The following is a 20661-nucleotide window of genomic DNA, read 5'->3' on the forward strand; positions in this document are numbered from 1 at the left end:
TTTTTCAAAAAAATTAGAATAATAGTCTTTTTATCTCTCGACAATACCTTTTTAAAAAATAGTCACCATCTATTTCTTCAAACTATGTCTATTTACGTTAAAAAATATGTTGAATGGTATTTATTTACACCCATCTTTTACCATGATAAAGTTACATATTATTTAGTGCTAAAGGAGGATGTCCTTTGAAAAAGAGAAAACCCCGTTTGGTTTTAAGTAGTTTATTATCTATGACATTAGTATTCCCTCTATTTGCGCCCGCTGTGTCGGCGGCATCTAAACTTGATGGGCTGAAGCAAAGCCGCCCTCTGTCTTCCATCCTTAAAGAACGGTCTGCTAAAAATCGTCTTGCAAAAGTAACCACATCCTTGCTACCGCCTGTCATTGGGGGACCGCTGCCAATCGCTCCTGTTCCAACAGACCCAATCCAAGAAAATGATGTATTTAAGATGTTCTCTGTCAGTAATAGTGCCATTTCCCCAGATGGTGATGGAAGAGGGGACACAGCCGTTATCAAGTATGAAAATAAAGTAGAACGCAGTTTAACCACTATCTATGTCTATAATTTGTCCAACCCAGATTCAGGAATTGATGAGTATGGCTGGCTGGGAGATGTTTATTATAAAGACGGATTGGATTCAGTCGGAGTTCAAACTGGAATTTTCGATGGGCAATATTTTGACTACCACCCTGATATATTAGATTATCGGACGCTGCCTGATGGACTTTATGCTTTTAGAATTGAATCCTATACACCTGACGAAGTTGATGATTCTGGCTACGAAGTGAATCTCTATCCGCTTTTTGTGAAAAGGACAAAACCTGTCATTAACATCGACAGCCAGCATACTGCCAAAGGTGCAGCCTACAATTTAACGGGTACTGTTACTGATAAATTCGTAGATTATAAGGCTTTAGCAAATCAATATGGAGTACCTTATGATGTAAATAAATATCTAAAATTGACTTATGTCATAAAGAAGAAAAATGGAAATATCTACAATTCTAATTCTGTTAGTTTAAAAGACGATGGCAGTTTCTCAATACCATTAACGAATTTAGAAAAAGACGATTATACAGTTTCCCTCACTGCCCAAGACATTGCACAAAATGCCACGACGAAAGATCAAATCATGCTGACTGTAAAAATGGGATGGGATTTAGTTGATGGAAAATGGTCTTATTATCTGCCTTCCGGGGGAAAAGTAACGGGATGGAGTAAAATTAATGGGCCATGGTACTATTTCAATTCAAATGGAGAAATGCAAACAGGATGGATCAAATTAGGGGGTACCTGGTATTACCTGACTGGAAGCGGAGCGATGAAAACAGGCTGGCTGAAATGGGGCAGCAATTGGTATTTCTTAGCGGCTAGCGGGGCAATGCAAACTGGCTGGATCTATACAGGCGGCAAATGGTATTACCTCTATCCAAACGGGGCAATGGCTTATAATACATGGATTGGAAAATACAGATTAGGACCGGATGGTGCCTGGAGAAAATAATAAAATGAAAATAACAAAGGCTGTCAGTTTCGACAGCCTTTGTTTTATAGATTTCCTTCTACCCATAATGGAATGTATACTCTAAAGGTCGTTCCTTCCTCTTTTTCACTTTCCACTTCAATTCTGCCTTTCATTCTTTCTACGATTTGATAACAAACCATTAGCCCGATACCCGTTCCTTTTTCCTTTAATGAATAAAAAGCCGTCCCTAGTCGTTCCATTTCCTCAGCCGACATGCCAATACCGGTATCATTAATTTCAATCAATCCATAGGTTTTAAAACTCTTAACGTTAATGGATAAAATACCGCCTGATCGCATGGCTTCAATACCATTCTTGACAATATTAATAATCACTTGTTTTAATTCACTTTTATTACCTCTTACAAACACTGCTTCATCCAAATTGGTTTTCAAAGAAATGTTTTTCGACATAAAGGCAAAGGTGTTCATTAAATCAGCTACTTTTATGACAACATCCGTTACATTTACCATCTCAATATGATCTAGATCAGGTTTTGCAAGCGACAAATAATCATTAATAATTTTCTCAGCCCGGTTTATCTCATCAAGCATTAATTGAATATAAGACAATTCCGATTCACTCAATTGCTCATGCGATAAAAAAATTTGCAAAAAACCTCTCACAACCGTCATTGGATTACGGATTTCATGAGCAACAGAGGCCGCAAGCTGCCCAATCGCATTCATTTTTTCAGCCCGCTGCAATTCCTTTTGGATTTTCGTTTTAGCAATAATTTTTTCCATTTCACAAATGGCTTCTTCCACACGATGGACATTGCCGATATTTTTTGGTATTGAGCCAAATTCTTTATAAGTTTCTGATAGCCTTTCAAACAGTTCCGTCAACTGTGCGGTCATATGGTTAAAGTTTTTTCCTAATTTCCCCATGTCAGACTGATTTGATATCCCAACCTTAACATCAAAATTACCTGAACTCACTGCATCAATTCCGGAAATGATTTCATGTACGGGCTTCAAAACTTTGCTTAGCCCCCATCTCAATATAAAATAAATCAACATTGTGATAATTAACAATGAAGATAATAAATACACCCCGATTTTCCTTTTAAAGTGATCAATTGTCGATGCATCAACATCTACTGCTAATACTGCAATCACTTTTCCATCGTTATCTAAAATAGGCTGGAAGGCAGTAATCCATCCACCATAACGATCATGATAATGACCGCTGCTTGTTACCTTTTTTTCGGAAATGGCACGTTTAAAGGCCATAAGAAATTCTTTGCCTGCTTTATACTTGCTAAAGCTGTTAATCTCAGAGGTTTGATCTGCTTTTGAAACTGCTAAAAATTCCAATTCATTCTCTTTTTCTATCTTTGCTTCCATGATATATCCTTCTAGATATTTAGCGTTTCTTGTTTGAATCAAGCCGACTGAGTAATTCAACCTTTGTATGGATGGAGCTTTAGGATCATGGGAGTCGATGGCTTTTTCCACTTCTTCAGCTGGGATCGTGACACTCCAAAGACTGGCAACGCCTCTGGCCCGATCTGTTAACTGATTCGTTAGCTGCTTCGATTCATAAAAGAATGTAAACCCCGCTGTCGAAACAACTGCCACAAAGGTGATAAGAAAAGAAAGTAATAGAATTTTTCGATAAAATGGTAAGTCATTCACATGCTTTTTACACATAGGTAATAGTCCTTTCAGAAGCTTCATAAGGTGAAAATTCGACAGCCCTGAAGGAGAATCCTTTTGTTAACAATTGACATTAGAACAATTTTTGTTGATTTTTCTCCTGTTTGTAGGAACATTGATAAAAGACTATGTTCCGGCCGAACTAGGGCTTACTGTTCCGCTTCCCATCGTGAGATTTCCTCCCGAACCCGCGGCGCCACCTCTGTCCCCAGCAGCTCAATTGCTTTCATGACATCTTCATGCGGCATGGACCCCACCGGTACGTGAAGCATAAAGCGAGTGATTCCTACGTTCTTGCGGAGGTGTATAATTTTCTCTGCCACCGTCTCTGAATCGCCAACGTACAGCGCTCCTTCAAAGCTTCGTGCGGCATCAAAGCTTGCACGGCTGTAATGACCCCAGCCGCGTTCACGTCCAAGCACGTTCATGACCTGCTGGGTAGGAGGGAAAAATTTGTCCGCTGCTGTATCGGTATCCTCAGCAATGAAACCATGTGAATGTGACGCAACAGGCAGCTTAGATACATCGTGTCCGGCTTGTGCTGCCGCTCGCTTATAAAGCTTAACAAGGGGCGCAAATTGCATTGGACTGCCTCCAATAATGGCTAAAACAAGCGGCAATCCAAGCATTCCTGCACGGATGACAGATTGGGTATTACCGCCGCTTCCAATCCAAACAGGAAGAGGGTTTTGCACTGGTCTTGGATATACACCCAGATTGTTAATCGCCGGACGGTATCCTCCTCTCCAGGTTACTTTTTCAGATTCCCGTATTTTCAACAATAACTCCAGCTTCTCTTCAAACAGTTCATCGTAATCTTGCAAATCATAACCAAACAATGGAAAGGATTCGATAAACGAACCGCGTCCCGCCATAATTTCTGCGCGTCCATTTGAAATGGCATCCAGCGTAGCGAAATCTTGGAATACACGGACTGGGTCTGCCGAAGATAGCACTGTTACTGCACTTGTCAGCCTGATCCTTTTTGTCTGTGATGCCGCTCCTGCAAGCAACACCGCCGGGGAAGAAGCAGCAAAATCTTCTCGATGGTGTTCACCGACACCAAAAACATCCAATCCTACCTGATCAGCAAGGACAATTTCCTCCACCACTTCCCGTATTCTCTGGGCATGACTAATCACTTCGCCATTTTGAACATCTGGTGTTGTTTCAACAAATGTACTAATACCTATCTCCACTGACTATTCCTCCAATTTCCATCAAAAAATAATATCTTTATTTTGAGACTTTCCTCCTATAAATTCAAGTTTCTTGAATTGCCCGCCGCATAATAAAAAGGAGCACCCTAAATCTAGATGGTACTCCTTCCCTAAATTACTCCTTATTAAAGATATCATCGATGACTTCTCGTGCTGCCTTTTCTCCAGACTCAACCGCTCCATTTAAATAACCAGCATAATGAATGGATGTGTGCTCACCCGCAAAGAATATATTGCCTTCCCGTTCCCCCATAACCCCGGCAAACTTCGTATATTGGCCAACCTTCCAATATGAATAAGAGCCCTTGGTCCATTGATTGCTAAGCCAGTGATCAACAGTCGCTAAGCCATTCCAATTGCTGACACTTCCCGGCAAAACATGGTTTAACTTGTCCAAAAATTGCTTCGTAGTCTCATTTATTTCCGCTTCAGTTAAAGCAAACTGCTTAGCCGCTGTTTTGCCGCCTGTAAAATTAACCAATATGCCGGAATTACCTTGCTGAGCCCTGGTTGACTCAAACGTCTGCTGATAGCCAGTATCCGTAAAAGTCTCACCATTATTGCCGATATCATTCCAGAACCGTTCGACAAATTGCGCATGGAGCTTCGTGTTGACTCCCATTCCAAGCTCTTCAATTGCTAGTTTTTTTAACTTTCGAAAACTGGCATTCTCAAAATCTATTGTTTTTAAAATTTTAAAAGGAATAGCTAGAATCACTTTGTCCGCAACAACTTCCCAATCCCTTTCGCGATTTCGAAAAACAAGCTTGATTTCATTTTCAGCAAATTGCTCAATTTTTACCAGCTGGGAATGAAATTGAATTTGACCATCATCTAAACTTTTTGCGAGCATTGTGGGGAGCTGATCATTACCACCCCTAATATGAAAACATTCATCAGAGTCGCCATACATTTGAAATTGATCTTTTTGAGTAAATCCTAGCAAATAAAGGAGATTTAATGCGCTCTGCAAATTAGCATCCGCTCCAAATTCAAGGGTATAGGCAACCTCTAGTAATTTCCCAAATTTCGATTCAATTCCACCTGGCACAATTTCATTGATATAATCGACAATTGACATATGGTCCAGTTCATATCCACGTTCCGAAAAACGATTATAAAGGGTCGTTTCACCTACTTCATCTAGATCTCTTTGCAATTTTGGCAAGATGCTCAAAAAGTCATTTGTTACCTCTTGAAAAGAATAAGAGGATTGGTCAAAGAAATAAAAAGGTTTCGTGCCCATGGATTCTGACTTGATTAAATGATCTAATTCCAAGCCAAATTCCTTTGCCAGCTCTTGAATCTCCTTATGACCCGTATCGATTAATTCTCCGCCCCGTTCGACAATTTGCCCGTCCTTGAAGAAGCCCCTTCTCGTCCAACATCGTCCACCAACCCTGTCTGTCGCTTCATAAACAGTTGATAGAATCCCTTCCTGCTTTAGCCGATAGGCGGCTGTGAGGCCCGCCAATCCAGCCCCGACAATAACGATTTTCGGATTATTTTTTCCATCGCGGTTATATTTAATAGCCTGCTTCTTTTGTGTTTCTGGAGCAGCTTTTTGTGATGTGATGGCTTGTCCAGTGCTTGTTTGTTTTTCCAGTTCAGCACTAGCCAGCGCAAAGGATTTCTGCAGGATGCTTGCTAATGGTGTTCGTGCCAAAAACCTACCCTCCCTATGCAACATTGATCGATAAACTATCGTACGATAGTAAATATCTATCCATAAAATATGCATGACCTTCTTTATTTGCTTTAGGCAGGAAATTGGTTTCTCATTTATTTTTCATAAATTAGTTCACAAAATGTTCACAAGCATCCTCCTTAACATCAGGAAAATCAGGCAATAATGCTAATGCGAAGCATGGGGATGTTTTCGTAATAAGCTACTAATTAAAGAGGGGTGAGCGTGACAATAAAGCGATTAGCTTTGTTAACGATTTTGCTCACATATTTATTAATTGTTTTTGGAGGCTATGTGGCTTCCTCAAAATCTGGGATGGGATGTGGACCTGAATGGCCTTTATGTAATGGCGATGTTGTACCAACCTTACATGGGGACACGTTGATTGAATTCACGCACAGGGTTATTGGTGCCATTCTTGGGATTGTTTCTTTTATTTTATTCGCCAAAATTCTACGGACGAATGCAAATCAATCAGCTCGAACTGTTGGATATTGGATGATTGTTTTGCTTATCATTCAAGTCATGCTGGGGGCAATCGTAGTGTTAAAAGATTTGCCGACGAGTGTCATTGCAGGTCACTTAATCATTGCTTTACTCTTTCTGACAAGTCTCATCTGGATTTGGCGGCGAACAGAAGAAAAGGGCGATATTCGACACCAGCCTGCTTTTCAATCTGAAAAACAAAAGGAATAAAACGACACTTCAATATTGTCCTGTTTCTTTTGCTAGTGATTTTTGGTTTAGGGGCCTATGTGAAGCACGATTCTTTGGGAATGATATGTGGTGCATTTGCTTGTAGGGATTCAGTTTTGCCAATGACAGTTCCAGAAATGCTTCAAACCCTTCATAGGGGATTAGCCTTCGTCTCAGCCTTGTACATCTTTTTTCTTGTCTATTTGTCTTTCAAAAACAGATGGGGAGATAAACTGCAGAATCGGCTCATTTTTTCGGCTATAACGGTTTTCATTCAATTAGTATTAGGAGTTCTGACGATTATGAAGGTTATTGATATCTCGTGGGCGATGCTTCACCTTGCAACAGGCACCCTCTTATTCGCACTTGTAGTGGAGGCACGGGTATTTTTAGGCACGGCAGCCTTCTTGAAAACAAGGCTAAGCATTGCAACGAATCAGCCGATTTTAAATAAAACAGATGTGTAGAAATAGCAAGGGTGCCCTTTTAGGGCACCTTTTTCACAGCAGGGGAGAGAACAATTGAAATAACATATAAATAGCCATAACCCATATAATCAGGGCGGAAACTTGATTCATTTGTTTTAAGAGCTTCCCACTTCTATCAATTTGACCCATTTTTCTACCTATGATTGCTAGGGAGAAGAACCAAAGCCAAGACACCAATATACAGGCTATAGCAAATATCCATTTTTCATATCCTGTATAAGCCACTGAGCTAGTTCCAATAACTCCAATAGTATCCATTATGGCATGAGGATTAAGTAAGGACACAGACGCAGCAAAGGTAACCTGACGACGTGCAGAAAAACGGCTTTGCTCTTGATCAGTGCTAACTTCAGGTGTATTTTTCCACATAACCCATCCCATATAGGCTAAGAAAATGAAGCCAATTAAAAATAGTAAAATCTTTAACCATTCAAAACTAAAAACAATAATGGATACACCGGCCACAGCCATAAAAATAAGAATTGTATCACAAACCCCTGCTGTTAAAATGGCAGGTAAAGCATTTGTGAACTTTCTATGCGTCGCTCCTTGATTAAATACAAATACATTTTGGACACCTAAAGGTATAATTAATCCAAATGCCAATATGACTCCATGAAAGAATGGTTCCACAATAATTCCTCCTATTCCTATTTAGGATAACGGAGGATGGGCTCGATGTCTCCAACCAATTGGATGGGATTTAATCCAACCATTTGGTTATAATAAAAGAAAAAAACGGAGATAGCCTATGTCTGATATAGAATGGAAACCACAAAAAAACTCAGCAATTCCTTTGCATCAGCAAATCTATAACTATATGAAAATGAAAATAATGAACGGTGAGTGGACCATAGGGACTAAAATCCCTCCACAAAGAAATTTAGCAAAACTATTTCAAGTAAATCGCAGTACAATTGTAATCGCACTAGAAGAACTAACTGCTGATGGACTCATTGAATCTAAGATTGGAAGCGGTACAAGGGTGATTAATAATACCTGGGGCCTGCTTTCGTCAACACCTCTACCAGATTGGATTAGTTATGTAAAATCCGGTATCCATAGGCCCAATATATCGATCATTCAAGAAATCAATAAGGCTGAAGCAGACCCTGCCTTTACTCGGCTTGGAACGGGCGAACTTTCACCAGATTTGTTACCAACCGAAAAGATGAAAAAAATACTGCAAATAGAAAATGGACATTTTTTATCACTTGGATACATCGAGCCTAAAGGAAGTCTATCTTTGCGAAAAACGGTAAGCGACTATTTACAATCAAAAGGAATTGAAGCCTCGCCTGAATCAATATTAATTGTTTCCGGAGGGATACAAGCACTGCAATTGATATCAATTGGACTGTTAGAAAGAGGTTCGACCATCTTCCATGAAACACCTTCCTATTTGAACTCCGTACACGTATTCCAATCTGCAGGTATGAATTTATTTGGGATTCCTTTAGATGATGAGGGGATTAGATGTGATTCCATTGGACGTATAAAGCGGCAGCATAATGGGACGTTGCTTTATACGATACCTAACTTTCACAATCCAACAGGCACTTTAATGTCTGAGAGAAGAAGAATTGAATTACTAAAGGTTTGTCAAAGAGAATCCCTTCCTATCATTGAGGACGATGTTTATGGTGATCTATGGTTTGAAAGCTCGCCGCCAAAGCCTTTGAAAGCTCATGACACACAAGGGAATGTATTATATATCGGAAGTGTGTCCAAAACATTGAGCCCTGGTTTACGAATTGGATGGATTGTAGGGCCACAACCTGTCATTGAACGTTTGGCAGATATTAAAATGCAAACAGATTATGGATCGAGTTCTATTTCCCAATATGCTGTAGAAAAGTGGCTTTGTAGTGGTTTGTACGAGGATTTCTTAAAGGAACTAAGGGTTGAATTAAGATTCAGAAGGGATTTCACCATTCAAATATTAAAGAAGTATTTTTCTGAAATAGCTGCCTGGAGCGAACCAAAAGGCGGATTTTATATTTGGCTGAAGCTGCAGTCAGGAGTTTCCACTCGAAAACTATTTGATTTAGCCCTTCGAGAAGGGATTTTATTAAATCCAGGAAGCGTGTATGAAAAAACTGATTATCAGCACCTTCGGATTTCATATTCTTACGCTTCAATAGAACACCTTGAAAAAGGGCTGATCCTTTTAGCAAAGCTTATTAAATATCATTCTAATAGACATATGTGACCTAAAAAGTATACTGACCAAAAGGTGTAGAAAAGCCTTATTTCAACCATAACCCGAAATTTGATATTGACGAGGATGCATTGATCGTTGCTGCAAAATCAGTAGGTTATGTAGTTTGCGGAAACTATGGATTAGAATAACCCGGATGTGACGGCAATGGTGAAAGAAATCCTAGAAAGTACAAATGAAAAGGAACCAATCGTAATAACTCCCATATCCATTGGATTTAGCCGGCGGCTGATAATGGTTTGAACAGCTGTTACAAAATATGAGCCCGCAACAATCGCATCATTTGCTAAATGCGGGGAAGAGCCGTGACCGCCGACACCTTGAATCCCGAGTTTAAAATATGATCTTCCTGCAAATGAATAACCGCTGTGATAGCCTACATTTCCGGCTTTCGCCATTGGAAGTAAATGAATCCCAAAAATATTTTCAACATCATTCAACTTCCCAGAATCAACAATGCTTTTGGCACCGCCAGGCGGTACTTCTTCTGCATGCTGATGAATAATTTTGATGGTACCTGGGATTTCATCTTTTAATTGAATCAGGCAGTCCGCAAGAACCATTAAATAGGCCGTATGTCCATCATGCCCGCACGCATGCATGACTCCTTCATTCTTTGATTTATAAGGAAGTCCTGTTTCTTCCAAAATCGGAAGGGCATCAAAATCGGCCCGAAGTGCAATCGTTTTTCCCGGCTTTCCGCCCTTAATCGTCACGATGATTCCATGTCCATTTCCGACATTGGATTGAATTTCAACATCCTTGCCTTTATAAAAATCTAAAATATATTGAGCTGTTTGTTCTTCTTTAAAAGACAACTCTGGGTTTTCATGTAAATACCGGCGAATATGGATTATTTCGTCTTTCCGTGCTTCTAACATTTTCTTTAATTGCTTTCTCAATTTTATTCCTCCCAAACCATGGTCAGCTCGTACCTATGGATATACTTAAAACCTCATTTACTTATGATACGGTTCACCGCACCTCTTTAAGCAGCAGTTTTATAAAAAATAAGCCTCTTTTGTTCCACGTGAAACCATGGTATGATGATTAAATTGTTTTCTACCTTGTATCACATTTACATTCATCTAGGAAAGAGGTATTTATGTACTCTACTGAATTATCCAAGCAACATTGGTTGCTCATCTTTACACTTTCTTTATTAACATTTGTTCTCGGAACAAGCGAATTTGTTATCGTCGGGATCTTAACTGATATTTCCTCAGGTCTCCATATAACCAATGCAAAAGCAGGCACACTCGTTTCTGCGTTTGCCATTACGTTTGCCATTGCCACACCACTCGTAATGAGCGCAACAAGCCATTTTCCTAAGCGTAAATGGATGTTGTTTTTAATAGGATTGTTCATCATCCTGAATGCTTTGTGTGTGATTTCGACGAGCTACATCATGCTCCTTGCACTTCGGATGATGACGGCGATTGTAACAGGAGTTTTAATCTCCCTTGCCATGATTGTTGCAAGTGAGACCATTCCAAGCGCCAAACGGGGACTTGCTATATCATTTGTTTTCGGTGGTTTTACTCTTGCAAACGTGGTTGGAGTACCAATTGGCACTGCCATCGCTGAATGGTACAACTGGAATGCAACCTTCCTGTTAACGACTTTTCTGGGTGGAATTGCGTTTTTGGCATCTTTCTTCATTTTGCCTAATAAGCTCAGCCAATTTCGCAGTTCCATGCGTGATCAATTTTCTTTGTTGACACACCCGCGAATCTTAATGGCGTTTTTCATTCCATCATTAGGATTTGGAGCGACATATGCCGTTTATACGTACCTTGTTCCGATCCTGAATGGAATGGAAGCACCGAGTAATTCAATTAGTTTGATATTGTTTGGATACGGATTTATTTCGATTTTCAGCAACATACTCGCTGGTAAAATTGCCAGCTTCAATGCAATCGGACGCCTTCGCATTGTCTTTCTTGTTCAAGCAATTGTTCTGGTCAGTTTATATTGGACGACAAATAATTTACTCTTTGGATTGATTAATATTGGCTTGATGTCATTAATGGCCATCCTTTTAACAACATCTACCCAGCTTTATTTGATCGACCTTGCAGGCATTTATCAACCAAAAGCGACAGGACTCGCTGCTTCACTGATGCCAGTCGCAAGCAATGTAGGTATTGCCTTGGGTTCCGCAGTAGGTGGAATGGTTTACCATCAAGGGAATTTGATGAGTGTGACATTGGTCGGCGGGTTGATTGCAATCTTTGCCAGTCTTCTAACTTTTCTAAGCCATCATTTGGACCAAAAACAAACAAAACCCGCATAAGCGAGAATCTGCGTATACTTTTACTTATGATAAGATTCACCGCTATTCTTCTAAATGAGGTTTTAATATGTGCTTGAAAATACGGGACTGGTTGGTTATTCTTAAAGCACAATCTCCTTTTAAGGATGTGTTTAACCTGCGATTAAATAAATATATTTCCGAGTCTGGAAAAACATCTAGACGCGGTGCAGATAAGTTGATTAGTGAAGGAAAAGTGTCCATTAATGGAAAAGTTGCCACATTAGGGAGCCAAGTCGAACCAGGGGATGATGTTCGTATTGGTGGAAATCCGGTTAAAGTGGATAAAAATTACGTTTATATTGCCCTAAATAAACCTGTTGGCATTACTAGTACAACAGAAAGACATATTAAAGGAAATATTATTGATTTAGTCAACCATCCATTAAGAATATTTCATATAGGTAGACTGGATAAAGATTCAGAGGGTCTTATCCTCCTGACTAATGACGGAGATATTGTTAATGAAATTCTGCGTGCTGAAAATAAGCATGAGAAGGAATATATCGTTACAGTAGACAAGCCAATCACTCCAGAGTTTTTAAAAAGAATGGCAGGAGGCGTAGAAATACTAGATACAAAAACGCTGCCTTGTAAAGTAGAACAGCTTTCTAAATATGTTTTTCAAATCATTTTAACACAGGGTTTAAACCGACAGATTCGCCGTATGTGTTCTGCCTTGGGATATGAGGTTTGTCGACTGCAACGAACACGAATCATGAATATCCATTTAGGGAACCTTCCTATTGGCCAATGGAGAGATTTATCAAAGAAAGAACGAACTCAATTATTTAACGAACTTAATTATGAGCCAAAAAAATGGTAAAAAAAGAGTGTGATCCGAATCAAAAAAAATTTCGGTCCACACTCTTTTTATATTTATATTTGATTTTAGTATTACGGAGATTACGGATTTCAAATTTGGGGTCAGGAAGGCCTTGATTTTTCTGTTTTCCTTTTTAAATACAAAAAATCATAAATTTCACCTAAAAAACACCTTGTCTATATTATATTTTGACTTGAGTTCATTAATAATATACGTTTCGTAAATTTCTCTATATACAGGGTCTTCGATAACACAAACCGCAATTTTAGTGACTTCATCTCTATGCATTTTGATTGGGGATACAGTATCCTCAAAATGCTTTTTAATTCTTTGTCGCAACTTCCTCGCTTTACCAACGAATAGTAACTCTTGATTATTGTTATAGAACATAAAAATCCCCCCCTTATCCCTAGGGATAAGATGGAATTCTGTAAACCCATAAATATTACTTAGCTCAGGATTATTCTGTTTGGTAATAGTAACAGTTGGTTTTGGAATGGTTATGTTTATCACTTACGCTCACTTCCTCCTTCAAATATATCAGTAAATGCTATCATATCATACTTTAGCAATTTGCCCGAAACTATCAATTCTAGCGGTTTCTTGCTCGTTTAATAAATGTTTTATTTTTATCCATTTATAGCGGTTCCTCCGTCTATATTAAGAATTTGTCCTGTTACATATGAGGAGTCGTCCGACGCCAAATAAACATAAAGAGGGGCTAGTTCAAAAGGTTGGGCAGCACGTTTCATTGGGGTGTTGCTTCCCCATGTTGCATAAATTTCTGGTGGGAGGCTTGAAGGGATAAGAGGAGTCCATACAGGTCCCGGAGCAACCCCATTCACACGAATTCCTTGATAAACGACGGATAATGCTAAAGAGCGGGTAAAAGAGACAATTGCTCCCTTGGAAGCAGCATAATCGATCGCGTCTTCATCTCCAGTGTAGGCAGCAATTGAAGTTGTATTGATAATAGAGCTTCCTGTTTTTAAATAGGGAATGGCTGCTTGTGTGAGATAAAAAAATGAAAAAATGTTTGTTTGAAATGTACGTTTTAGTTGTGCCGGGGTTATGTCACTGATACTTGCCTGGGTAGTTGCCTCTCCAGCATTATTAACGAGAATTTCAAGATGTCCAAATGCCTCCATTGTTTTCTGAACCACATATTGACAAAACTTCTCATCCCCGATATCGCCTGCAATCGTTAGGCATTTTCTTCCCAATTGCTCTACTCTATTTTTTGTTTCTAATGCATCACCATGTTCATTTAAATAGACAATCACCACATCTGCTTCTTCTTTTGCAAAGGCAATGGCGACAGCCCTTCCGATCCCACTGTCCCCGCCGGTTATGATAGCTGCTTTGTTCCGCAGTTTTCCGCTTCCAGAATAATAAGGGTTTTCGGATATAGGTCTTGGAATCATAAAGGATTCAATCCCCGGATGTTGGGGTTGGTATTGTGGAGGATATGTGACAGGAACGGTTTCACATCTTTTTATATACCCAAAATGGTGATACATACATATATGCCTCCTTCTGTTATTTGTTTTATAGCATATTCTTAAAAATAGAGATAGGTGAATGCCTAAGGGGTCAGGTTTTTATCTAATACTTTGTTTCGAAACAGGGATTAGATAAGTATATTTCTTCCGTAAAGGCGGAAAATTAAGGGTGGTTTTTTGTACTTAGTTCTTATAAAGGCGGTAATAGGATGAAATGGATGTATTGTCTTGGTATTATTTTAGCTTTCATTTTAGCTTTAGGTATAACAGTTTATGCCTTTATTCCTTCAGAAAATCAAATTGTAGAACCTGAAAAGGTGACAGGGGAGAAGGTTGAGGACAAACCAGCATTCGACCTCTGGGGAAGAACCATATCCAATAAAAAGGCTCATGAATTAATGAAAACAGCAAAAGGAAGAAAGGTATTATCTCCCAAGAACGGTGCAGTAAAAATTGATCAAGCCCTCTTGGATTTAGGAAGAAAGTCATTTTATGAAGAAACATTTGGGAATGAAGTCTTTTTATCCGATATTCTTGGAGCTTTTAACGGACCGCTTACCATTGAAAATTTCCAACAAGCAATAAAAGAATTAAACGGTAAGGGGACAACAAATTTACAGGTCGAATTGGCTGAAACCATAACAATTGGAGGAAAAACATATAAAAAAGGAACAAAAGTGGATACTGGTTTTGATGTGGCAAAAGGTTCTGACGAAGTCCTGGGTTTGCCGCTAGTAAAATCAGAGGGAAGGTTAAAAGTTGGACTTAGTTGTGCAGCATGCCATGCCACTGTTGATCCAGTTAATCAAAGAGTGATTGAGGGGGCCGTTAATACAGATGCTAATTTCGGACTTCTCCTTGCATTAGGCACCAACACATCAGCTTATTTTGCACGTACTGACATTGCATCTTTAAAGGATTATATTAATAACTTAGAGAAAACTGTTGTAACAAGCGAAGGAAAAAAAGAACCCTTACCGGATTCAAGGGGATTGGAAGCGGCTGTTGATGATAGTGTAATCAAATGGCCTAAGGGAAATTTTGATATTTCCAGTGATTTTATTAGTAATCCAACGCAGATCCCGGATTCTTTCACTTTAGGGGATCATCCTTACAGCTGGAGTGGTTTTGCCATGGCAGGACCGTTTAAAGGTTTAAGTACGTTAAATAATGCCGTTCACGCCCAAGGTTCTGATTTGACGACGATTGCCGAAGCCAGTCAAGCTCTTCTTGGCATCGACAAAGAGGTATATTTAGGAACCATTCTGCAGAATGCGGCGAATCCGAAATATCGATTTGATCCAACACAAGGAAAGAAGCCTTCAGAGTTTTTTGCACAGGTTGATCCTACCCCAGATGCTCCTGGTGTAAACCAAGCGATTAAATTGCCCACCTTTCCGAGGTCTTCACTTGTATCACCGAATGGGGTTATAGTTGGCTCTCCGGGAACAAAAGCAGGGGAACAAAACAATGCTATGTCAGCATTTCAAAATACTCTCGTTCCTCCAAAAGCACCCGTAAAGATAACTGATAAGGAAAAGCAATTAGGCAAACGAGTTTTTGCACAGGGTTCTTGTATATCGTGCCATGCAGGAAGCTTTTATACCAATAATCAAATTATATCCGTAGAAAAAATTGGTACGGAACCGACGCGTGCGCTTGGTTTAAAAAAGGCAGGCGAGTTTTTGATAGATCCCGTGATTTATTCACCTGATACACCTGTGCCTGTACCAAAAGGTGCATTAGTATTAAAAGTTCCGACTCAAGGCCTAAACCCTGGGCAAATCAATCTTGCGTTTGGAATTGGCAATACAAATGGAGGATATAAAGTTCCTAGTCTTATTGGCCTTTATTGGTCTGCGCCATATCTACATGACGGAGGGGTTGCAGTTGGAGCAAATATTAAAACTCAGTTAGGACCAGAAGGAACATTAAATAAAAGTATTTTACCTGACCCGTACAACAGTTTACGTGCATTAGTAGATAAAAGCTTGAGAACTCAAGTCATAAAAGCAAATCAGACTTCGGAAAGTCTAAGGAAATCAAATGTGACAGGACAAGGGCATGAATATTGGATAGATGCTTCAACAGGTTTTTCTCCGCAAGAACAAGATGCTTTAATAAAATATTTACTAACATTGAAATAAACCTTTTAAAGACAGGCAGTCATAATCAACGCCTGTCTTTAAAAGGTTTAAATTATTTAGGCTGAAAATATTAGAGTAAATAATTTAAAAACCGCCATTTTAATAGGTACGGTTCACCGCACCTATTAAAATGGCGGTTTTTTTGCTATTATTCTCTTTCCCATCAGTTAAATTATTGAACAAAAAAATCCTTTCATCAAAGATTCTATAGTGAAAGAGATTTTCCTACTGTTCGTTTGTAAATAATAACGAACGTTTAGGAAAACCTAGATTAAAGAGAGAATACAGGAGGGCGAAAAAATGACAGAAAGCCCAATAACAAACAACAAGACTTTTTGCATGAGTGAATACGATGTATTAAGACGAGTAATCCTTTGTCAGCCTCAATATATGACAATCCGCGAAGTAATTAATGAAACGCAAGAGCATTTTAAAAATGAAGGTATCCATATTGAACGTGCGCTCGAACAGCACGGTGAATTTGTCAAAACACTAAAGAAACATGGTATCGAAGTTATTTTATTGCCTTACCATAAAAAATATCCTGAACAAGTATTTACTCGGGATATTGGTTTTACACTAGGGCAAACAATCTTTGTTGCCAAGATGGCAACAGATGTTCGTGCAGGGGAGGAAAACGTTTTAAAACAATGGCTGGAGGATGAAGAAATCTCTTATTATAATTTATACGAGGAACGAATTGAAGGCGGAGATGTTGTGATTGATCGAGAAACAATTTACGTGGGGCTCAGCAATCGGACAGACCAAAAAGCAGCTGAACATTTACAGAGTCTGTTGACTCAATTCAATGTCATTACCATCCCATTTAAAGATAAATACCTGCATTTAGATTGTATATTTAATGTCGTTTCACCTGAAGTGGCCCTTATTTACCCAAATGCCTTAACGAAAAAAAACATCGAGTTTTTTGCTTCACGCTATGAATTAATTGAAGTTTCGCAAGAAGAACAATTTCAATTGGGCACAAATGTATTAAGTATAGGCAACAAACGGGTATTTAGTCTGCCGGTCAATAGGAAGGTAAACAAACAGCTTCGTAACCGGGGATTTGAAGTTATTGAGGTGGATATCACAGAAATCATTAAATCTGGCGGTTCCTTCCGTTGTTGCACCCTTCCTATTTTACGAGAAACGTAAAATAAAAATATAAAAATGACCATATAAACAACCCCCAAACCCCTAAAGAGCGTGGTTGTTTATATAGTCATTAGATACATAATTTAGCTATATAAAAACTGCCTCTTATTTATGGTAAGGTTCACCGCGGTTAATCCGAAAAGACCGATAAATCTGCTCAACCAATATCAACCTCATCAACTGATGGGGGAAGGTCATCTTTGAAAAGGACAACTTTTCATTCGACCTCTTCAACACCTCATCGCTAAGCCCCAAGGATCCCCCAATAATAAAGGCAATTTTGCTTTTTCCGTATGTAGCTAGCTTATCTAATGTATCCGCAAGTTCCTCCGATGATTGTAATTTTCCTTGAATCGCTAAGGCGATCACATATGTATCCTGGCTAATCTTTGCTAAAATTCTTTCGCCCTCTTTTTGCTTTACCTGCTGCATTTCCGTATCGCTTAATTCTTCCGGCGCCTTTTCATCGGCAACTTCGATGACTTCGACCTTTGCATAGGCCGATAATCTCTTCAAATATTCCTCAATTCCCTGCTTCAAATATTTCTCTTTTAATTTACCAACCGTCACAATCGAGATATTCACAATCCACAGCCCTTTATTTTCAGATTACAAACAGGTTACAAACAACATATCCACAGAAGTTATCCACATTATCCACATCTTTATCCACATTTAGTATGGAATCACTTGTTCGCCACAATATATACAGCCGGGTTTCGACAATATTCACAGGTTGTTGATAAATTATCCACACCAATTTTTGATAAAACCGGGAAAGTTTCTGTTTCATCCACAACCGTATCTAAAGCACTATCCACATGCTCCTCACAACTATAAATCATCTTTCATCTTCACCTTTCCTAACTCTTTTAATCCTAGTGTTTACGTTCCATATACCTCTCATACGACCACTATCATATCATAATAAAAACAGGACAGCTTCCGCCATCCTGTTTTCTTCATCCTTATTGTAATCTTTCTCCCGACAGAGTCAGTGTCGTTTCTTTAAGCTTGCTATCGCGATAATATTTGACTTTCAATTTCTCGCCGATTTTCTTTTTCTGATATAAGTGCTTGCGCAAGTCGATGACGTCATTTATTTTTTGGCCATCCATCTCAACAATGACATCCAGCTCTTGTAATCCTGCTTGTGCTGCTGGAGAATTGGGAACTACCTGTCTTAAGGCTACGCCGTAATTAACATCGCTCGGTAATTTCAATGCTTCCGCTTGGTAGTAAGCAGGTATTTCAGATACTGATTTTAAATCCACACCCATATATGGACGTTTGACAGAGCCAAAATGCTCGAGATCATCAATGATCGGCTTAGCTGAATTGATTGGAATTGATAATCCTATTCCTTCAACCGCCTCCTGGGAAATTTTCATGGAGTTAATCCCAATCACCTGTCCGGCCATATTAATTAACGCGCCGCCGCTGTTTCCCGGATTAATCGCGGCATCTGTCTGCAGAACCTCTGACTGCCAATCGACAACCCCATTTTGGTCGATATCAACAGGGATGGTCCGTTTAAGACCTGAAATGATTCCTTGTGTAACTGATCCTGAAAAAGTTGCACCAAGTGGATTTCCAATCGCAATGACTGGTTCACCCATTTTTAAACTATCGGAATCTCCAAATACCGCAACTTTCTTTACTTTGCTGGCATCTATCTCAAGGACTGCTAAATCTGTCCAAATATCACTTCCTAGCAGCTTTGCAGGAATCTTCGTTCCATCTGTCAGGCTTACTTCTAGTTTGGTCGCACCCTCAACAACATGATGGTTGGTGACAACAAATGCCCGGTTGTTGTCTTTTTTATAAATAACACCGGAGCCTGTTCCCGCTGCCTCTTCAGAGTTATCGCCATTACCATTACCATTGCCATTCCCATTGTCAGACCAAAATCCCGTTGACTGGATATTATTGATGCCAACAACTGCTGCAGCTGTTTTATCAACGGCATCAGTGGTATCTGTTTTAACGTCATAGGATACCTGCTGGTGAATGACGTTCTGCTGATTTGTATTATCTGTTGTATTGGTAGCCGTATTTTGATTGGTTTCAATTTTATAAGGGAGTACCCCTCGATTAGACAGGGCTGGAAGAGCAACGATCACTATTATCGCTCCAAGGATAGCACCGACTAAGCTGGCAATAAAAATTCCGCCCCGATTCCCTTTCTGTTCCCGATAACGCCCCTGTGAATGATCATCATAATAACCCACTGGACACCATTCCTCTCTCTCGAAATGATTTCTATCTTTTATTTTGGCTTATAATAACAATTATACTCTCCCAGCCCTAAATTTAAAAAAATTTGACAATTATTCCATAAAATTTACGACTTTGTTCATAGATTTTTCATACTTATAAAAGAAGAGCGAAGATTGCTCTTCGCTCTTAGAAAAAACACTATACTGCTGTTAAAATAGTCGGTATTTTCGGGTCTGTATCGTAAAGATCGAATTGTTCTCCGACAATCAGGCCTCGACTCTCTAATGTCTGCGTTACAGACATTTTCGCTAGGTCTTTCATATTATTATCAAGGCTTAGATGGGCGAGGTAGACTCTCTTCGTCCGATCGCCAATCACATCACTCATTGCCAAGGCCGCATCTTCATTAGAGACATGGCCGACATCGCTGAGGATTCTTCGTTTAATGTTCCACGGATAGCGTCCCATACGAAGCATTTGCACATCATGATTGGACTCAAAAATGTACACGTCAGCATTGGAGATTGTCCCCTTCATGCGGTCGCTGACATACCCTGTATCCGTAATGAGAACAAGCTTTTTTCCTCCATTATGAAACACGTAAAACATCGGTTCCGCAGCATCATGGGACACGCCGAACGATTCAATATCTACGGCACCGAAGGTCTTCACCGTTTCCATGTTAAAAACAAACTTTTGCTCTGTAGGAATTACTCCTACATTTGTTTCCATCGCCTGCCACGTTTTTTCGTTCGCGTATACAGGCAATTTATATTTTCGTGCGAGAATGCCAATCCCTTTAATATGGTCGCTGTGCTCATGAGTGACAAAGATACCAGATAGCTTGCTAATATCGCGGTCAATTTGCTGAAAAAGCGTCTCCATCTGTTTGCCGCTAAAGCCGGCATCCACTAGAAAGGAATGTTCGTCTGACTCTACATAAAGGGCGTTCCCAGTACTCCCGCTTGCTAGAATGCTATATCGTAAAGACATAC

The 20661-nt window shown here is 39.5% G+C and carries 19 protein-coding genes and 1 pseudogene; 9 read left to right on the forward strand and 11 right to left on the reverse strand.

Annotated elements, in window-relative coordinates; all coding sequences use genetic code 11:
• The first annotated feature begins 185 nt into the window (after window positions 1-185).
• Window positions 186-1505 carry a hypothetical protein gene (locus tag LC455_RS25825; RefSeq protein WP_223595322.1) on the forward strand — a complete coding sequence of 440 codons (1320 nt, stop codon included), beginning with the start codon at window positions 186-188 and terminating at the stop codon, window positions 1503-1505.
• Between the two features lie 44 nt (window positions 1506-1549).
• Here LC455_RS25825 and LC455_RS25830 read toward each other — a convergent pair whose 3' ends face one another.
• The 3 genes from LC455_RS25830 to LC455_RS25840 all read right to left on the reverse strand — a co-directional run bounded on the left by LC455_RS25830 (window position 1550) and on the right by LC455_RS25840 (window position 6073).
• Window positions 1550-3181 (reverse strand): sensor histidine kinase, encoded by a 1632-nt coding sequence (locus tag LC455_RS25830; RefSeq protein WP_223595324.1) that lies wholly within the window; start codon window positions 3179-3181, stop codon window positions 1550-1552.
• A gap of 155 nt (window positions 3182-3336) precedes the next feature.
• Window positions 3337-4386 carry an LLM class flavin-dependent oxidoreductase gene (locus LC455_RS25835; RefSeq protein ID WP_223595325.1) on the reverse strand — a complete coding sequence of 350 codons (1050 nt, stop codon included), beginning with the start codon at window positions 4384-4386 and terminating at the stop codon, window positions 3337-3339.
• Between the two features lie 136 nt (window positions 4387-4522).
• Window positions 4523-6073, reverse strand: coding sequence for a flavin monoamine oxidase family protein (locus tag LC455_RS25840; protein WP_223595326.1), 1551 nt, complete (start codon window positions 6071-6073; stop codon window positions 4523-4525).
• Window positions 6074-6319: 246 nt separating this feature from the next.
• Here LC455_RS25840 and LC455_RS31565 point away from each other — a divergent pair, with 246 nt between their 5' ends.
• Together LC455_RS31565 and LC455_RS31570 are read left to right on the forward strand one after the other, a co-directional pair.
• Window positions 6320-6790 carry a COX15/CtaA family protein gene (locus tag LC455_RS31565; protein ID WP_317851481.1) on the forward strand — a complete coding sequence of 157 codons (471 nt, stop codon included), beginning with the start codon at window positions 6320-6322 and terminating at the stop codon, window positions 6788-6790.
• Between the two features lie 35 nt (window positions 6791-6825).
• A complete protein-coding gene (locus LC455_RS31570) occupies window positions 6826-7257 on the forward strand; it encodes a COX15/CtaA family protein (RefSeq protein WP_317851482.1) in 432 nt (143 codons plus the stop codon).
• 33 nt (window positions 7258-7290) lie between these two features.
• Here the strand turns inward: LC455_RS31570 and LC455_RS25850 are convergent, their stop codons facing one another.
• Window positions 7291-7911: a LysE/ArgO family amino acid transporter gene (locus tag LC455_RS25850; RefSeq protein ID WP_223595327.1), complete on the reverse strand. Its 621-nt coding sequence runs from the start codon at window positions 7909-7911 to the stop codon at window positions 7291-7293.
• A gap of 118 nt (window positions 7912-8029) precedes the next feature.
• On the opposite strand from LC455_RS25850, the gene LC455_RS25855 reads away from it, so the two are divergent.
• Window positions 8030-9490: an aminotransferase-like domain-containing protein gene (locus LC455_RS25855; RefSeq protein ID WP_223595328.1), complete on the forward strand. Its 1461-nt coding sequence runs from the start codon at window positions 8030-8032 to the stop codon at window positions 9488-9490.
• 17 nt (window positions 9491-9507) lie between these two features.
• Window positions 9508-9630 (forward strand): annotated as a pseudogene (locus LC455_RS25860) (amidohydrolase); the annotation flags it as partial.
• Here LC455_RS25860 and LC455_RS25865 read toward each other — a convergent pair.
• A complete protein-coding gene (locus LC455_RS25865; RefSeq protein ID WP_440446428.1) occupies window positions 9622-10380 on the reverse strand; it encodes an amidohydrolase in 759 nt (252 codons plus the stop codon). The pseudogene LC455_RS25860 and the gene LC455_RS25865 overlap by 9 nt on opposite strands.
• A gap of 224 nt (window positions 10381-10604) precedes the next feature.
• Here LC455_RS25865 and LC455_RS25870 point away from each other — a divergent pair, with 224 nt between their 5' ends.
• Together LC455_RS25870 and rluF are read left to right on the forward strand one after the other, a co-directional pair.
• On the forward strand, window positions 10605-11795 hold the full coding sequence (locus LC455_RS25870) for an MFS transporter (protein ID WP_223595329.1): 1191 nt from the start codon (window positions 10605-10607) through the stop codon (window positions 11793-11795).
• 67 nt (window positions 11796-11862) lie between these two features.
• A complete protein-coding gene (gene rluF, locus LC455_RS25875; protein WP_223595330.1) occupies window positions 11863-12639 on the forward strand; it encodes a 23S rRNA pseudouridine(2604) synthase RluF in 777 nt (258 codons plus the stop codon).
• 156 nt (window positions 12640-12795) lie between these two features.
• Here the strand turns inward: rluF and LC455_RS25880 are convergent, their stop codons facing one another.
• Both LC455_RS25880 and LC455_RS25885 read right to left on the reverse strand, forming a co-directional pair.
• Window positions 12796-13152: a nucleotide excision repair endonuclease gene (locus LC455_RS25880; protein WP_223595331.1), complete on the reverse strand. Its 357-nt coding sequence runs from the start codon at window positions 13150-13152 to the stop codon at window positions 12796-12798.
• A gap of 116 nt (window positions 13153-13268) precedes the next feature.
• Window positions 13269-14159 (reverse strand): SDR family oxidoreductase, encoded by an 891-nt coding sequence (locus tag LC455_RS25885; RefSeq protein ID WP_223595333.1) that lies wholly within the window; start codon window positions 14157-14159, stop codon window positions 13269-13271.
• A 191-nt stretch (window positions 14160-14350) separates the two neighbouring features.
• Here LC455_RS25885 and LC455_RS25890 point away from each other — a divergent pair, with 191 nt between their 5' ends.
• Window positions 14351-16288, forward strand: coding sequence for an electron transport protein (locus tag LC455_RS25890; protein WP_223595335.1), 1938 nt, complete (start codon window positions 14351-14353; stop codon window positions 16286-16288).
• 300 nt (window positions 16289-16588) lie between these two features.
• Complete coding sequence (locus tag LC455_RS25895) at window positions 16589-17446, forward strand: dimethylarginine dimethylaminohydrolase family protein (RefSeq protein ID WP_223595337.1); 858 nt, start codon at window positions 16589-16591, stop codon at window positions 17444-17446.
• A 105-nt stretch (window positions 17447-17551) separates the two neighbouring features.
• Here the strand turns inward: LC455_RS25895 and rlmH are convergent, their stop codons facing one another.
• From rlmH to LC455_RS25915, 4 genes are all read right to left on the reverse strand, one after another.
• The gene (rlmH, locus tag LC455_RS25900; RefSeq protein ID WP_223595339.1) at window positions 17552-18031 is read right to left on the reverse strand and encodes a 23S rRNA (pseudouridine(1915)-N(3))-methyltransferase RlmH; all 480 of its coding nucleotides are present in this window, start codon (window positions 18029-18031) and stop codon (window positions 17552-17554) included.
• 101 nt (window positions 18032-18132) lie between these two features.
• The gene (locus LC455_RS25905; RefSeq protein ID WP_223595340.1) at window positions 18133-18291 is read right to left on the reverse strand and encodes a CxxH/CxxC protein; all 159 of its coding nucleotides are present in this window, start codon (window positions 18289-18291) and stop codon (window positions 18133-18135) included.
• Between the two features lie 123 nt (window positions 18292-18414).
• A complete protein-coding gene (locus tag LC455_RS25910) occupies window positions 18415-19677 on the reverse strand; it encodes a S1C family serine protease (RefSeq protein WP_223595342.1) in 1263 nt (420 codons plus the stop codon).
• A 187-nt stretch (window positions 19678-19864) separates the two neighbouring features.
• Window positions 19865-20659: an MBL fold metallo-hydrolase gene (locus tag LC455_RS25915; protein WP_223595344.1), complete on the reverse strand. Its 795-nt coding sequence runs from the start codon at window positions 20657-20659 to the stop codon at window positions 19865-19867.
• Window positions 20660-20661: the final 2 nt, after the last annotated feature.

It is taken from the genome of Neobacillus bataviensis (assembly GCF_019969725.1).